This is a genomic window from Nocardia sp. KT25-26, assembly GCF_056627695.1.
This window is the reverse complement of sequence record NZ_CM152813.1, coordinates 611,277-626,061: the sequence shown is the minus strand read 5'-3', so window position 1 is coordinate 626,061 and position 14,785 is coordinate 611,277. Positions and strand designations below refer to the sequence as shown.

The 14,785-nt window shown below is 60.9% G+C and carries 15 protein-coding genes and 1 pseudogene; 2 read left to right on the top strand and 14 right to left on the bottom strand.

The window, feature by feature from the left end; all coding sequences use genetic code 11:
- Positions 1-382 precede the first annotated feature (382 nt).
- From AC1HFH_RS02955 to AC1HFH_RS02920, 8 genes are all read right to left on the bottom strand, one after another.
- Positions 383-1,648, bottom strand: coding sequence for a glycosyl hydrolase family 28-related protein (locus AC1HFH_RS02955; protein ID WP_480245894.1), 1,266 nt, complete (start codon positions 1,646-1,648; stop codon positions 383-385).
- Positions 1,649-1,911: 263 nt separating this feature from the next.
- Entirely contained in the window at positions 1,912-2,676 is a 765-nt protein-coding gene (locus tag AC1HFH_RS02950; protein ID WP_480245893.1) for a PE-PPE domain-containing protein, read from the bottom strand.
- On the bottom strand, positions 2,669-3,445 hold the full coding sequence (locus AC1HFH_RS02945) for a peptidoglycan recognition protein family protein (protein ID WP_480245892.1): 777 nt from the start codon (positions 3,443-3,445) through the stop codon (positions 2,669-2,671). The genes AC1HFH_RS02950 and AC1HFH_RS02945 overlap by 8 nt, the downstream gene beginning before the upstream one ends.
- Positions 3,446-3,451: 6 nt before the next feature.
- Complete coding sequence (locus AC1HFH_RS02940; RefSeq protein WP_480245891.1) at positions 3,452-3,820, bottom strand: hypothetical protein; 369 nt, start codon at positions 3,818-3,820, stop codon at positions 3,452-3,454.
- 106 nt (positions 3,821-3,926) lie between these two features.
- Complete coding sequence (locus AC1HFH_RS02935) at positions 3,927-4,370, bottom strand: hypothetical protein (RefSeq protein WP_480245890.1); 444 nt, start codon at positions 4,368-4,370, stop codon at positions 3,927-3,929.
- Positions 4,370-5,662 carry a hypothetical protein gene (locus tag AC1HFH_RS02930; RefSeq protein ID WP_480245889.1) on the bottom strand — a complete coding sequence of 431 codons (1,293 nt, stop codon included), beginning with the start codon at positions 5,660-5,662 and terminating at the stop codon, positions 4,370-4,372. Before AC1HFH_RS02930 ends, AC1HFH_RS02935 begins: the two co-directional genes overlap by 1 nt.
- Before the next feature lie 33 nt (positions 5,663-5,695).
- On the bottom strand, positions 5,696-6,721 hold the full coding sequence (locus AC1HFH_RS02925) for a hypothetical protein (protein ID WP_480245888.1): 1,026 nt from the start codon (positions 6,719-6,721) through the stop codon (positions 5,696-5,698).
- Positions 6,722-6,732: 11 nt separating this feature from the next.
- Entirely contained in the window at positions 6,733-7,185 is a 453-nt protein-coding gene (locus tag AC1HFH_RS02920; RefSeq protein ID WP_480245887.1) for a hypothetical protein, read from the bottom strand.
- A 279-nt stretch (positions 7,186-7,464) separates the two neighbouring features.
- On the opposite strand from AC1HFH_RS02920, the gene AC1HFH_RS02915 reads away from it, so the two are divergent.
- On the top strand, positions 7,465-7,800 hold the full coding sequence (locus AC1HFH_RS02915) for a hypothetical protein (RefSeq protein WP_480245886.1): 336 nt from the start codon (positions 7,465-7,467) through the stop codon (positions 7,798-7,800).
- An 18-nt stretch (positions 7,801-7,818) separates the two neighbouring features.
- Here AC1HFH_RS02915 and AC1HFH_RS02910 read toward each other — a convergent pair whose 3' ends face one another.
- The 5 genes from AC1HFH_RS02910 to AC1HFH_RS02890 all read right to left on the bottom strand — a co-directional run bounded on the left by AC1HFH_RS02910 (position 7,819) and on the right by AC1HFH_RS02890 (position 13,817).
- Positions 7,819-8,859, bottom strand: a complete 1,041-nt coding sequence (locus AC1HFH_RS02910) for a hypothetical protein (RefSeq protein WP_480245885.1) — start codon at positions 8,857-8,859, stop codon at positions 7,819-7,821.
- Positions 8,860-8,872: 13 nt separating this feature from the next.
- A complete protein-coding gene (locus tag AC1HFH_RS02905) occupies positions 8,873-10,438 on the bottom strand; it encodes a Gp37-like protein (protein WP_480245884.1) in 1,566 nt (521 codons plus the stop codon).
- A gap of 446 nt (positions 10,439-10,884) precedes the next feature.
- A complete protein-coding gene (locus tag AC1HFH_RS02900; protein ID WP_480245883.1) occupies positions 10,885-11,697 on the bottom strand; it encodes an immunity 49 family protein in 813 nt (270 codons plus the stop codon).
- Between the two features lie 139 nt (positions 11,698-11,836).
- Complete coding sequence (locus AC1HFH_RS02895) at positions 11,837-12,685, bottom strand: immunity 49 family protein (RefSeq protein ID WP_480245882.1); 849 nt, start codon at positions 12,683-12,685, stop codon at positions 11,837-11,839.
- Positions 12,686-12,824: 139 nt separating this feature from the next.
- The gene (locus AC1HFH_RS02890) at positions 12,825-13,817 is read right to left on the bottom strand and encodes an immunity 49 family protein (RefSeq protein ID WP_480245881.1); all 993 of its coding nucleotides are present in this window, start codon (positions 13,815-13,817) and stop codon (positions 12,825-12,827) included.
- Positions 13,818-13,837: 20 nt separating this feature from the next.
- Between AC1HFH_RS02890 and AC1HFH_RS02885 the strand changes: the two are divergent.
- Positions 13,838-14,062 (top strand): annotated as a pseudogene (locus AC1HFH_RS02885) (helix-turn-helix domain-containing protein); the annotation flags it as partial.
- 277 nt (positions 14,063-14,339) lie between these two features.
- Here AC1HFH_RS02885 and AC1HFH_RS02880 read toward each other — a convergent pair.
- On the bottom strand, positions 14,340-14,780 hold the full coding sequence (locus AC1HFH_RS02880) for a hypothetical protein (protein WP_480245880.1): 441 nt from the start codon (positions 14,778-14,780) through the stop codon (positions 14,340-14,342).
- Positions 14,781-14,785: the final 5 nt, after the last annotated feature.

Sequence of the window (14,785 nt, the reverse complement as noted above, 5' to 3'; positions counted from 1 at the left end):
CGACTGCAACAGCCAGGTTGCCGGAGACTAGCCGACCGGCTTCCGGGTACTACAGGGTGAATTCCTCACCCAATGTGGAGCATCGATATCGGGCCACAGGCGCCTGACCAGAACACGTTTCGCCGGTCGACCAGCACACCCAACTGCAACCAGACAGCAATCAATCAGCAATCGAACACAAGGGGTGTAACAATCACCACATGCCAGCCCTGTAACGGAAGGACCACCCAAACCGATGCCGCCACAGCGCAATCCGTATCCCAGGATGGGACTGTGACCTACACAGACTCGTGTCCGCATCTACTAGGTGATACCCCAGGCAATGGTTACCCTCTGGAAATCGCCACTAAACGCAGAAGCACCTCTCGATCGGCGAGTCCGGTCATCCACCCGCTACGGAACCCAGATTCTGGAATGCGCTCGGCGCAGCGGCTTGCGTGGACCGAAGGAAGGTCGCGGGCGGCTCGGTCAGCAATGAACAGCCGTCGTAGATGACCTTGCCGACCGGACCCATCGTCGCGTTGGTGGCCACCTGGTGGAAGCCCATCAGTTGACAGTCGAGGTAACGCACGATCGGCCCGGTGCCCCATGCTGTCCAGTCGTAGACATGCGTCATCGGTGAGTCCGAGCCGAACGCCGGGAAGGAATTCGGCGCATCCTTGTTGGCGAGAACCTGATAGGCCAGCGCGCTATCGGTGCAACTTTCGAATGTCACATTGCCCGTCACCCACCCGCAGTCGATAATACGGTGATACTGCGAGCGCAATTCGAAGCGAACACCCTGGGCGAGAAACCGCCACGAGCTGTCGGCGATGTTGTGTTCACCCAACTTGATCATGGTGGACACCGATGTCTGCGTGGTATCGATGAGGATCCATGAACCACCGTGAATATTGATGCTGCCACCCATGGCGAAGTCGAGCATGGTTCCGGAGTTCCATTCGAATTCGCAGTCACGGAACGCATAGTTCAAGAACTGCGCCTGCTGCGCCGGGTACGGTGAAAACCCGGAACGCACTCCGGCATCGCCCCAATTGACACCCTCCACATAGATTCGGTCGAAAACCATCTCGGAATTCAGGTTCGCATTCGAGTCGCCGTCGAAACCCCAGCCACGCAGCCAGTCACCGGTGAACCTCAGGTTCCGCCACTCGATTCGATTCTGGGCACCCGAGCCGTAGGCCGGGTAGGTACCGTCGTTGGCTGCGCTGCACCACAAATAGGCGAACGACTGATTCGGGTTGGTCGAATGGAATCCCAGATCATGAAACCGCGCCGAACGCAGTCGGTTCGCCGCAGTCATCAGATTGTTCTGTCGTGGATCCGCCGAGGGGGCGGCATCCGAGGAGAACACGATGAGCGACGACCGCTCGCCGGCCCCGAAGACCTCCAAGTCGTGCACCAAGTTGGCACCCCACAACTCGCCCGCTCCCAGGTCGGGCGTGCCGAGCAGAGCATCGGACTCACTCACCACATACGTTCCGGGCGGAAAGTACAGCGACTTGGTCAGCACTCTATTGGTGGTGATATTGTTGGTAGCCGAAGCCAGCACGGCCGCCATTGCCGACTTCACAGCTACCGTATCGTCAGCAATACCGTCACCTACGGCGCCGAACTCCTTTACGTTAATAGTATATTCGTCGTACACGACTCACCCTTTCCAATGTGTGTTACCAACTATGAAGCAGCCCACAACTGTAAAACGCTGGGAGTACTTCGGCATGTTGCGCATACATTCATCGAGATACAACACAAGAAAGGCCTGAAACCCGAGGTTCCAGGCCTTTCTCACTGCACCGTCCGGCGTCTACTCCGACGTGGAGTCACCCACAATCAGGATGCGGGCAACGTTCCATCCAACTTCCACGCGGCCAACTCAGAGCTTCCGCATCGGAAGCCGGACGATTCCGCTCATCGCGCAATCTCCTGCACCATCAACTGCTCCACCACCCGCGCGAGGCGAACCGTATGACCGTGCCGGACATAGTCGTCGGTGTGCCGGCCATCGGTCAGATATCCACGCGCATACGCGATCGCACCCGCCCAGGTCCGCCAGTTCACCGGTGACCACCACCGCTGGAGCTGGCGTCGGGCGGCCGTCGCGATCATGTCCTCGGCCCAGCGGACCCCGGCGCCGACACCGGAGAGGCAGAACATCCCGGACAGGTCCGCAATCGTCCGCAGGGGGTTGCCTGCCGGCAGAGCGGTGATCGGGTCGCCCGGTGCGGCTGCCCAGAAGGTGGGGATGCCGGGCACGTCGCGCTGGCCGAGGACTCCGAACCCGCCGGGATCCGCCGGGCCGAGGTAGCGTCCGGCGGGCCGCAGCGGATCCGCGATCAGTGCACAAGCCACCACATCCAGGTGCGGTAGTTCGCCCCGGCCGACTGCGGCGGCGACATCCCCGGCTACCGCAGCCCCCTGCGAATAACCGGCCAGCACGACCGGATTCGGCGACCGTTCGATCGCCGCGATGAGCGCCTCGCGCCCGCGGGCGACGCTCTCGGCGAACGGCACCCGCTTTCCGTAGTCGGCCGGGTAGGGAACCATCCGCGGCGAGAACAAATCCGGGTCGAGCGCCTCGGCGAACGAGCCGGTGACGCCCTCACCGTCCGGGTTCCAGGTGCCGCCGACGATCAGCACATCGATCATGCGGCGGGCGCCGCTGCGATCACCCATCCCGGTCCGCCCGTTCTTCGACGGGCGCAGTCCGTTCGAGCAGTTCGGCCACCGCGTCCACCAGGGTGCGGTCGCCTAGCTGCGACCAGCCTTCGTAACGCCCCCTTTTCGGGCCGCACAGCTGGGCGCGCACATCCCGCAGATCGCCGAGCACGGCGCCGAGTTCGTCACGCACACAGCGGCGAACGAGTTCCAGATCGCCAGGGTTCACGGCGAGTTCCTTTCCGCCCGGCCGATCGATCAGCGCCTGCACTTCCCTGCGGAAGGCCGCCATATCGATTCCGGCCGGGTCGATCTTTCCTTCACTGCTGTATTCGCGATGCGCGACGCAATCGCGGGAACCGCGGCCGAGGCGCCGCAGGATCGCCGCGCAGCCCCGCTTGTAGGCGTCGAGCTGCTGCGGCGTCCAGTCCGAACCGTCCCCGCGCGACACCGCTTCGATGCCGATCACGTGGTAGTTCGCATTGTTCGTCGGCCAGCCGGGGTGGCTGCCCCGCCCCGCATGCCAGCACACCCCTACCGCGATCACGCGGTAGGCTCCGTCCCGCTCCAGCACCAGTTGCGCCAGCGGCCCGGGCAGGCCGGGGCGGCCGTACTGCACGACTTTCCAGTCGTTGCTGCCGCCGCCGGCCGTGTGATGACACAGGACGCCGCGGATGTCACGGAAGTCGCCGTGTCCCCGCTGCCGCCAGCCGTCGTGTTCGACCACTTTCAAGCCCTCGGCTCGCAGGACATCTGCGAGCCAGGTGGGGTCACCTGTCCAGGACATGGTTGGTCAGGCGTCGTTCGGCGGGTAACCGCTGCCGTCCCGGAACAGGTCCCGGTAGATCCAGAAGAATTCCGAATCGTCGGCAAAGAAGGTGGTCGCACCGGACAGACCGGATTCGCTCGGTGCGTCCTGCGGACCCTCGCCGGGATCGGTCGGCACCGGGTCCGGGAGGACGCCGCGGCGGATGAGGTAGGTTTCCTCGCCATCCAGGGCGTTGGTCGGGACTTCCCAGTAGGTGTCGTACAACTGGGCACCGGTTCCGCCCTCACCGCCCGTCGAGGCACGGCGGGCGCGCACCGGTTCCGCCTGGCGGGGAACACGGATACTGGTCCACTCCGAGTTCGAGGTGATACGGATACGCACGAGTTCGGACATTCGGATCATCCTTTCGGGTTTCAACAAAAAATGCATCGACATACCGGTGGGCATATTCGATGCATACGTAATTCGATGAGTTGTTCAGCACGCGAGCGGACGGAAATCAGCTGGATTCGACCAGCAGGTAGGTGCCGGGACCTTCCGCAACGGTTGCACTACGGGAGTACGGGGTGGAGGTGGTATTGGTCATCTCCACCCAGAGACGATCTCCATCGTTCAGTTGTACGGCGAAATCCGGTATGGCCAGTTCCGTCGTACCACTGGCGAAAGATTCGGTCGCAACAGCTGTACCGTTGTGCAGCACACTGGCCCGCAGGCTGCCGGTGAACGGACTCCAGTCACCCGTGAGCGTGATGCGGCAGCGCACGACAGCCGACATCGAATCGACGACGAGCTCATCGGCAACGATCGTGCTGCCCTCGTATCCGCCGCGGGCTACCCAGCCGGTGAGTTTCACATCGCTCGTACTGGCGGAAATCGTCTGCGTCCCGCTCTTGTCCATGCCCGCCGGCGCGACCGCAGTGGATGCTACAACCAGCAGCGGCATCAGGCGGTCACCCCTTTCAGGCTCACCTGCAGACCACGCCCTGCCGGACTGTCCGCGGTCGTGACGTGCACAGTCAGACGATCACCCGCCGAGAAGGCCCAGGGCCCGCCGGTCGAGACCACGGTGTCGGCGGCATGTTCGGCGTCGGGAATTGTCGCCGCACTGCCCGAGACTGCGACACCGTTCTTTCGCAACTCGACCACCAGGTTTCCCGTCCCGGAACTCTCACCACGGTAGGTGATTGACGAAACGCTGAGGGGACGCTCGATTCGGATACCTTCCGGCATCACGTTGCCGGCTCCGACCTTCCGGGTGCCGGTGTGGGATTTGAAGGCGATGTCGTAAGCCTGACCTGCCTGGGTCGGTTCGCGTGCGTCCGTGAGCCGCGGGTCGTCATCGGCCACCGCAGCGATCGCGGCGCGCGCCCCCGCAGCATCGGCTGCCGTTACCACCGAACGTCCGGTGACCGTTGCATCCGAGATCTGGTTGACGGGATGGGTGTGCGGCAGAGCCGTGCGAGCGTCCGTCAAACGCGGATCGTCACCGGCCACCGCGGTCGTCGCAGTCGACCCGATGGTGGGCGGAAAGGTAGTCGGCTTACCGGTGATCCCCGTCCACTCGGTGGTACCGGCGGGGCCACGAACGGTGATGCCTTCGCCGTCGGGCGTCCAGCCACCGGCTGCGGCCTGGTACACGTACAGGAGCCCATCAGCAGCCACGACGTATTGCGCACCGTCTTCGGGCGTGGCGGGCAGTTCGGCGTACGTGGCCGCCTGGCCGTCGATCTGGATACCGCTGCCGCGCTCACCACGCACCACGGCATTTCCGCCACTGGCGGGAACCGGTGAGACCAGCGTCAGATCGACGAGCCCGGTGGCGCCGGCATCCGGATTCTGCGGATCCGGACCGGGCTGGTACTCGCCCACGTCGAAGCTGAACGACTCCAACGGCACCGGTTCACCGTCGTAATCCAGATCGAACGAGACCTTCCAAGTCCATTCGCTCGGGTTGGTCGCCTCATCCGGCGCAACCAACCGGATTCCGCGGCCACCACGCCAGGTCAGATAGCCGAATTCGTCCAGCTGGCATTCGTAATGGCGCGGGAGCTGCACATAGGTTGCGGGAGCCGGTTCACCGGCTGCAACCAACACCTTCGGGGCATCAGCGGCGAAGGTTACACGTCCACGCAGCGGCGGAAACTCGGGTAGGTCACCGAGGTCCGGGCCGTCGGCAACATTTGCGAGAAACCGTCCGACGACTTTCCCGTACTTCAGTGGAGGCAGGTTTGCCATGATTTCTATCCTTTCGATTTTCTCGGGCCCCGGTCACACAGGCCGGGCATAGACGATGAGCTGGGCACCGTACGGACTGATCGTGTATCGGCCCGGCCCGTTGCGGACGACACGCACGTACAGCGTTACGGTCCGGTTGGCAGCAACGACTCCCTGCGGAGATTCCGGGGATACCGGATACTGGTTCGCCGGGGTGATCATGGAGACCCCGAAGTTGGGCGAGGTCGATCCGACTCCCAGCCCCACCAGCTCGCCTTCGTCCGGGTCGCCGATCCGGACCTCGATATTGCATTGAGTCGATTGATTCGAGGCCGTGCTGACAACACCGACAATGCCTTCAACCACCGGCTGCCAGGCCATCGGCTGGCCGGGGATGGTGATTGCGGCGAGCACGCGCTTGTCGTCGTCGAGATTGCTTCCGCCGTTGAACTGCCCCTGACCGATGGCCCATGGGCCGGCGAGTCGTGGACTTGGCACCGGAGTGAACTTCTCCAGCTCTTCGTTCCAGCTCAGCACGTAGTCGTGCCGAAGCACATGATCCTCGTCGATCAGTACATCGGCCGCGTCCTGGATCCGGCCGGCTTCGCCTGGATCACCCGGATCTCCGGACTCACCCCGTGGAAACGTCACCTCCAGTTCCTGATCGGGCGCATCACCGATGATCCGGGCAGACGCCGAGGACCCGACGGGGCCCGCAATTCCGCGCCCGGCCATCCGGGTGGACGGGCCCCGGGCACCAGGCTTGCCGAATGCGTCTGCGAAGGCGATGAACTCGAGCCCCGTCCAGAAGTAGACGGCGTTCTCGGAAACTACACGCCACGCCTTCCGCGCATCTGCCGTGGTCAGGCTCAGCGACTGGAGCGCAGCCACGTCGGCGATATCGCCTTGCCAGTCCCACGGCCGGCCCCTTGCGCCCGCCGGCCCTTCGGCGCCTTCCGGGCCTTCGCGTAGTTCGATGAGGGCTTCGCGATCCAGCAGCTCGAAGGGGTTGACCGTATAGGGCAGTCCCACCGAGTCGGCCACGCCGCGCATGGTGATCATGATGTCGTCGTCGAACATCGATTCTGTGGTCATATCGTAGCTCCGGCGCCGACCGGCTGTGCCCAGCACACCAACTGGGCGTCGCGGCGCGAGTAGTTGTAGTTTGTCGAACCGATCGAGCGGCGCAGCACGACGTGCAGGGTTGCCGGCTGCCCGGCGGGCACCACTCCGACAGAACTGTCCGGCGTGACCGGGGTACCGAAATACGGCTGCACGCGCGAATACGCTCCGGCGCCGGCGGTAGCTCCCGACCCCAGCGCGACGAACTGCCCCGAGGCGGAGTTCAGCCTTATCTCGGTATCGATCCGATTCTCGAATGACGTATCCAACGGACGGACGAAAACGCCACCCGTGACGAAGGGACGCCAAGCGGTATCCTGCGCCGGAATGTTCAACGCACCGACGGTGTAAGTCGACGACGAGATGCTGGACACCGAATCCGCGAAACCGGCGTTGCCATCCCAGGACTCGGACTCCACCATCGACCACGGTCCCCGCAGACCCGGATAGGGTGCGGGTGTCCAACGCTCGGCACCGGAATCCCAAATGGGTACCGCCCGATCGGTGTGCGGCCCGTCCGCATAGTCGAGCGCATCACGAACAGGCCCCGGGCCGCCGAGTTCACCTTTGCGCCCCTTGATGCCGCGTGGAACGGTGAGGTTCAGGACAAGGTCGGGCGCAGTGCCGGTGACTGTGGCCGCCAAGTCGGATCCGGGCGGACCCGTCTCGACTGTCCCGATGGTCACGACACAGGCGTCGCCTTGTGGACCTATCGCACCGAACGCTTCGGCGAACGAGTCGAAACCGGTCCCGTTCCAGAACATGAGCGTGTCGGTGGAACGGACCCGCCAAGCCTTGCCTGCCTGCGCGAGACCCAATTTCGGGGCCAGGCTCGCCAGCGCGGCAGGATCGGCGATATCACCTTCCCACCGAAAGGCCGGACAGGCTTCACCCGTGGGCCCGTCCGGGCCGTCCGGACCCGTGATCAGCTCCAGCGCACCATCGCGTGGAGTCACCTGCATCGACTGCACGATGCCCGTTCGATCGATGCCTTCATCGATCCCCCGGATCCGCGCAGCTTCGAAATATTCACCTAGTGTGGACATATCGTTCCTTCAGATCGGACGTGCGAACACGACCAGTGAGGCCCGGGCGTCGGAGAACCCGATCGAACCGCTTCCGTTCTCGCTCCGCTCCGCCGAGACGACGAGCGTGCCCGCCTGACCGGCGGGGACCGTGGCGTAGGTCGACGACGGAGACAGGTTTCTGGTCGCCTTCTCCTCGCTGTACATCGGGAACAGCGGAAGATAGATCGTCCGCGGACCCGCCACGGGCAGAGTGGCTGCCAGCTGCGGTCCCTGTGTGTTGTGCAGGCGGACAGTTGCTTGTGCAAAGTTTCCGGTCGATGTGGACGCCGACACGTACAACTGGCCGTACACGATCGGTCGCCAAGCAAACGGCTGAGCCGGAACCGTAAAGGTGCCGACCGTCAGCCTGCCCGTCGAAGCCGAGGCAGCAGCCTCGAACCCTGCTTCGTACCAGCACCATGGGCCCACACCGAGCGGGGCGGGCATCGGCCGAAACTTTCCGGACACCCGGTCGAACCCGAATACGCCGCCGTGGCCAGGACCGGACGAGGCGTCGTAATCCGGAGCTTCGCCGATCGCACCTGAATCACCCGCGGGCCCCGGGGGTCCTTGGAAACCGGCCGGCGCCGTCACCGTCAAGCGCTGTTCCGGGCCCGCCGAGACAATCTCGACCGCAGGTGCGGTCAATCCGGCCTCGTGTAGCGTCGGCGCAACCGAGAACGATGTCGACTCGGCTACCGGCCCTTTCGGCCCTACTGCATCGGCCGAGTGCTGCCAGGACGTGCCGGTCCACACGTCCATGCCGTTGTCATCCAGGCGATGCCACCATTTGCCGCGGTCGTCCGGCCCGAGCCCACCCGGCCGTGCCGTACTGTTCGGGATCTCTCCCATCTTGCGAAACGTGGTCCCGGGGCGCCCGCGCTTGCCTTGCGGCCCGGCCGGGCCGGGCGGCAGGTCGATCGCGGCGACCTCGTCGGACAAACCGATCTCGGCATCGAGAATCGGCAGGCCGTCGATGTCCACCTCCCGGTTCACGGTGATATGGGCGGGAAAGCTGATATCCGCCATGTGTTCCTCCGTGTCAGAAAATAAGCAGGTCGAGGTCGGCCCCGACGTCTGTGGAAAGGTCCTTCACCGCGGCGGCGACCCGCCCGAGCCGCTGCCACGCCTTTACGACCGAGTCCTCCTCGTCGGATCCATCACCGACGGTGATCTGCCAGGTGGCCGAAGATTCCCGGTTGTCGACGAAGGTCAGTTCGGTGACATAGTCGGTGAACACCTTGTCGCCCAGGGCGAACCCGATCTGGTCGCCCAGACCGAAATCCCGACCGAGCTGGTACGGCGCGTTGTCTTCGACGGTCACCTTGTGGCTCGTATAGCCGCGCGTGAGGTGCAGGCCCTGCCGGCCGGCCACCAACCCGTCGAGGGTGAATGCCTTGTCGCTTCCGGTGATGTAGAGCTCACGGAATGCGTACGGTCCGGCCCGGTCCACCCGCTGCCGGTCCTGGTACACCATCCACGCCAGGAACACGTCGTTGAGCTGGCCGCGATACAACCAGTCCAGCCCGAGCAGCGACAGCAACCCCTTGATCGCCAGTTCGATGCCGGCATTCACCCACCCCGGCGAGCGGCCACCGATGATGACATTCGTGGCAGTGGGCTTGTGCAGCGCGATCTCCGACGGCCCGATACCCGAGTACTCGCCTTCGAAGTACCAGACCCACGGGAAGTTCTGGAAGGTCCCGAACTTCCCGGGTTGGCCGTAGATCGCCTCGTATTCGGTGGTCGAATCGAACCGCGGATAACGGACCGGTGTGGTCCCGTCGTCTGCGAAATCTTCGATCCACGACAGAATCCCGTCCAGCAGGGTCCCCGTCGGTCCGGTTACCCCCGACTTGTCCACCGTCTCCAGCACGACCGTCGGCTTGTCCAGATAGAACCAGTCGGGCGCCGGCTGCTCATCCTCGTCCGGCAGGAAGAACCGGGCAGTCAGCATGACCCCCGAGTCCTCCAGCATGGGCTGGAACAGCTTGTCGGCCATGTCGAACCGAGCCGACGCAGCACTCCAGCCGCTGGTGTCGGTCAGCGGGTTCACCGGCACGACCGCAATGGGAAAGGTCGCATCTCCCTGCAGCCGGATCAGGTTCATCATCAGGTAGGTCGTCACCAGCGACCGCACCGGCCCGAACATGATGTGATGCCGCGGAAACTGTGCCAGCACGGGCGCGTACGGCGAAGCCCAGCAGCAGATCGTCGCCACATGGTTCCAGGCGTGAATGGCCTCGATATCGACGGTCTCGACACCGTGCTCGTCCTGCACGATCGAGGCCTTGGTGATGTACCCGTCCCACCGGAACCCACGGGTATTCACCGTGATCGGGATCGTCGCATCTTCGAAATCATCGTTGTTGAACAGGTGATCATAGTGCGTCATATCCCGCGGGCAGATCATCTTCAACCCGCCGGCAGCATTCCGCGGATAGGTGAACTCCAGCGACAGATAACTGTGTTCCTCCCCCACCTCCTTCATGTTCTTGTCCCAATACCGGACCAGCACGTCCTGGTCCCGGGCCTGTTCACGGTCGACCCGGACCACCTCATCCATCCGCCGCGCTTCCGCATGCGGATCCCATACCGGGGCGCTCATCGGAACGCTCCCATAATCAACCACCTTCCATCGGGAATCGGGCATGAAAAAACCCGATCCCTCGGTGGGATCGGGTTTGTCAGATATTCACGTGCGCGGCGCCGGGGGTGCCACAGTTTCAGGCTGTATATGTCATCTACCCGCAACGTAAGATGTACTCAACCCAGGTGGACGGGTTCGACGTGCATATTGGACCGGCGAATCGCTCGAAAGGAAGCACATCCTCGCTGAGACCGGGATGGTGTGTACCGTTTAGCACTTGCAGTGCAGTCTACGAGGACTGTCTGATACCCAGTGTCCCTACGTAAAGGACACCGTTTCGATGGTTCCACAACTCGACTTGCAAATCATGACGAGAATGCACTTCAAGTATTTCGTGCAGCCCGGAACCAGATCCCGGGCGGTCGACTTGGTCGTAGAATAACGTGGAGGCCACGATAGGCTCTTTAGTCATGCCTCGACGTCAAACGCTCCGGGATATACTCCGACCGCACCTCTATTGGATACCCCCAGTCTCGCGCCATCTTCACCAGTCCAGTTAGTGGAAGCGAGAACGATCCTAGTGGATCACTACACCTTTCCGCTGCAGACCAGAACTCCTTGTGCCACTCCAATGCCTTCCGAAGCACTTCGGTAAACTCCATCACGGAACACTGTGTTGCCATCTTATGAAACACAAGCAGCGGCGGCACCAAAATCAAGTCCACGACATCCGGGGATCCATAGGAAATTGCAGACAAGTCGGACTGCCTGATTGCATCCATGTGCTTGAACGCCCACGTATCATCAGATGTATAGCCACCGACGATAAGCTGCATAACCTCCATCCAGGAGTACATGAACTCATCGAATTTAATTCGAGAATCCCGGAAGATGCCGAGAGGTAGGTCCGCTAGGTATGTCAAGGCGTCCCGGTCATCGCATATCACCGCCAACCAAAGAGCATCAAAAAAGTGCCCCAGAGAAACACTCAGCTCGTCGGAAGGGCCCACGACATCGAATTCTTTCCCATGAATGCTTACGACCGAAGACTCCTTCAATCGTAGATCTGCCATCCGAATCATTGACATATTGACATCGAGCGCTCCCCGAGCCGCGAACACAGTCCGTTCGTCAGTACCCGAAGGATCCACAGTTAGAAGTCGATACAAGATATCGCTGCAATTCACAGAGAAGTGGTACAGCTGACGCGTCTGCAATTCGGACATCGCCAACCATTTTTCGATGGCCACGAACTCCATCTCCAGAAACTCACGCACGTGCTCAACCGGCAATTCGTGCCGTGGAATGTACACCCGCAAACCCTTTCGACTATACATCGCCGCCCTTAGAGTGTATCCACCATGTATTCCCAACCCTAAGGTTTACCCAGCCGGCTACGAACTTGCAATAATACTCCTACTGGAACCTCGATACAAATCCATCGGGTATGTACTCCGACTGCACATCGACTGGATACCCCCAATCGCGCGCGATCTTCACGAGTCCAGTAAGTGGAAACGAAACCCAGCCAGCCGGATCGTTATACCACTCCTCGGCAGACCAGTATTCCTTATGCCTTTCGAGAGCCTTTCGAAGCGCCGTAGTGAATTCGTCAACAGAGCTGGCCGTTGCCATTTTATGAAACACCAATATGGGTGGCACCAGCACGAAATCCACAAGGCCCGGAGGGGCAATGGATACTTCAGACAGCTCAGACTGCCTGAATACATCCATAAACTTGTGAACCCATACATCATCAGATGTGTTACCACTTACAAATAGCTGCATCACCTGCATCCAGGAGTACATAAACTCATCGGACTGCGGTCTCGGTTCTCTGAAAATATCTGTGGGCAGTCCACCCAAATATGCAAGTGCGTCTCGATCCTCACAAATAACTGCCAACCACAGTGCGTTGAAGAACGTTCCAGCGGAAACTACGGTCTCACTCGCAGGGCCTTCAACATTGAAAGGCCTGCGATCAATATAGACGACCGGAGAAGTGCCCAAGCCTTGCTCCGCTACTCGGATCATCGCCAAATGCACATCAAGGGTTCCTCGTGCCGCTCGTACCGTCCGCTCGTCGACTCCCGAGGGATCCACTACAAGGAGCCGGCAAAGGAAATCGGTATAGTTCAGCGAAAAATGGTAAAGCTGACGTGTCTGCAGCACAGGCGTCGACAACCACTTGTCAATCGCCTTAGAATCAACTTCTAGGTCCTCGCGCAGGTGGTCAACCGACAATCCGTGCCGTGAAATATACACCGCAACCCTTTCGGCTATATATCGAACACCCCCGGGCAGTCCTGAACCGATTCGATAAACGGGTCCACGGTACGGCCGAGAGAAATATTTTACACGACTGTGTGCCCCCAAGTACCACGTAACCGAACACGAAGACCTACTACATCGTCGAGATGAACCTCGACGGAATATATTCCGACTCTACTTCAATCGAATACCCCCAGTCGCTGGCAATCTTCACAAGCCCAGAAAGTGAGAGGGAAGCCCAACCAATCGGATCCATACGCCTTTCGGGTGACGACCAGTACTCCTTATGCCATTCCAGCGCCTTACACAGACGCTCGGTGAACTCTGCACCGGAACTTCCCGTTGCCATCTTATGGAATACCAGCACTGGCGGCACGAGCACAAGGTCTACAAGATCTGCAGAAGCGTTGGATACGAAACTCAGCTCAGATTTCCTGATCGCATCCATAAGCTTCATTCCCCAGGTGCCGTCCGATGTATTTCCGCCAATGACTAGCTGCATAACCTCCATCCAGGAGTACATGAACTCATCAAACTGAGGACGCGCGTCTCTGAACATGTCCTGTGGCAAGTTTGACAGGTATGACAACGTTTCTCGGTCATCACATATTACCGCCAACCAAAGAGCATCGAAGAAGGTATCCAATGGGACTTTCAGATCACCCAACGGTCCGGCGATCTCGACCGCCTGGCCGCGAACATAAATCACTGCGGGTGTACCGAACCCTCTGTCCGCAACGCGAATCATCGCCATATTGGCGTCGAGTGCCAGCTGGGCCGCCCGCAGCGTTCGCTCGTGAACGCCGCTCGGATCCACCGCCAGAAGCCTATGCAAGAATTTACGACAACTTGCCGAGAAGTGATAGAGTTGCCAGGTCTGGATTACGTCGAGTCCCAGCCAATTCTCGATAGCTTTCGAGTCTATTTCAATCTCGCTACGGATATGATCGAGCGGCAAGTTGTGCCGTGAAATATACACAAAACCCTTTCTGCTATACGTCGAATACACGGAGCGTGACCCCATTCCATCCTGGCGCTGAACCATGTTGCACCGCAGCGTGATTGCCCTGTCGCCGGGATGCGAACTGGCGAAGCCCCTGGTAAGAGAGCTGATTACCACATCCACTCGTCCACCAGAGGCTTCACTTGCTGTTCTACCCTGCCGCGCTGCCGCTGTCATCTTCGACCCTGCACTTCGTTGCCGGCGTGATCCGCCGCCACCGCCGCGAGATCGGTTCACGCTGGCGAGCGCTGGACCCGGGCCAACAAGCGATGCTTGTGCTGGTCTACCTGCGCAAAGGTGAACCGATCACCGAACTCGGGGTCGGGTTCGGTATCTCGACTACGACGGCGTGGCGCTACGTCGAGGAGGCGACGACGGTGCCCTGCCGCTGAACCTCCAGTACCCCAACCGCTTTCAGATGGCAGCCTGAAAAAGGCTCAGTGCATCCACGTCAGAACTGTCGGGTTGAGTCACACCAACCAACTGGTTACAGACGCTGGTGACACACCATAACGACTATATTTTCCGGTAGTGCTCCCAGGTGGGGAGTTCCCAAACAGGATCGGAGATCGTGAAGCTGCGTTGCTCGATTTCGGCGCCTGCCCCCTTGTCTTGCAGCCCCGCTAGAGCGGGAGGTGTAATCGGCTACAAATCTACTACTGGAGTAACACCAGCCTTTTCCTCCGCAGAAGCAAGTATTCGTGCCATATCAGGTGGAATGCTCGAAACGAAATCCTCATAGACAACATCCATTGGCGATATGGACCGCATCACACCATCCAACCCTTCCACAACTAGAAGATAGTTATCCCCCCGTTCGTCGACCGCAACATCCCACCTAGCCCGAAAGCACACAATGAATACTTGGGACAAATACGCTGCAAGGAAAGTGTGGAGCCAGATCCAGTCATCTTCGTCCAGATCATCATAATCCTGCCCGTCGAGAAACTCATCCAACATCGCCAGGATTGACAGCGGCTCGCGATCCAGATCAACCTGCCCGAATTCCAAAGACGAACAAACCTCGGACAAGAAGGCCCTCCTCTGACTCTCCCACTGTTCCAGCCTAGCGCTCGAATCTGACATTCGTC

Excerpts from the sequence above, each read along its gene's own strand:
- AC1HFH_RS02950 (WP_480245893.1), bottom strand. The coding sequence starts at position 2,676 with ATGGGTGATCGCAGCGGCGCCCGCCGCATGATCGATGTGCTGATCGTC.
- AC1HFH_RS02945 (WP_480245892.1), bottom strand. The coding sequence starts at position 3,445 with ATGTCCTGGACAGGTGACCCCACCTGGCTCGCAGATGTCCTGCGAGCC.
- AC1HFH_RS02940 (WP_480245891.1), bottom strand. The coding sequence starts at position 3,820 with ATGTCCGAACTCGTGCGTATCCGTATCACCTCGAACTCGGAGTGGACC.
- AC1HFH_RS02935 (WP_480245890.1), bottom strand. The coding sequence starts at position 4,370 with ATGCCGCTGCTGGTTGTAGCATCCACTGCGGTCGCGCCGGCGGGCATG.
- AC1HFH_RS02930 (WP_480245889.1), bottom strand. The coding sequence starts at position 5,662 with ATGGCAAACCTGCCTCCACTGAAGTACGGGAAAGTCGTCGGACGGTTT.
- AC1HFH_RS02925 (WP_480245888.1), bottom strand. The coding sequence starts at position 6,721 with ATGTTCGACGACGACATCATGATCACCATGCGCGGCGTGGCCGACTCG.
- AC1HFH_RS02920 (WP_480245887.1), bottom strand. The coding sequence starts at position 7,185 with ATGGTGGAGTCCGAGTCCTGGGATGGCAACGCCGGTTTCGCGGATTCG.
- AC1HFH_RS02910 (WP_480245885.1), bottom strand. The coding sequence starts at position 8,859 with ATGGCGGATATCAGCTTTCCCGCCCATATCACCGTGAACCGGGAGGTG.
- AC1HFH_RS02905 (WP_480245884.1), bottom strand. The coding sequence starts at position 10,438 with ATGAGCGCCCCGGTATGGGATCCGCATGCGGAAGCGCGGCGGATGGAT.
- AC1HFH_RS02880 (WP_480245880.1), bottom strand. The coding sequence starts at position 14,780 with ATGTCAGATTCGAGCGCTAGGCTGGAACAGTGGGAGAGTCAGAGGAGG.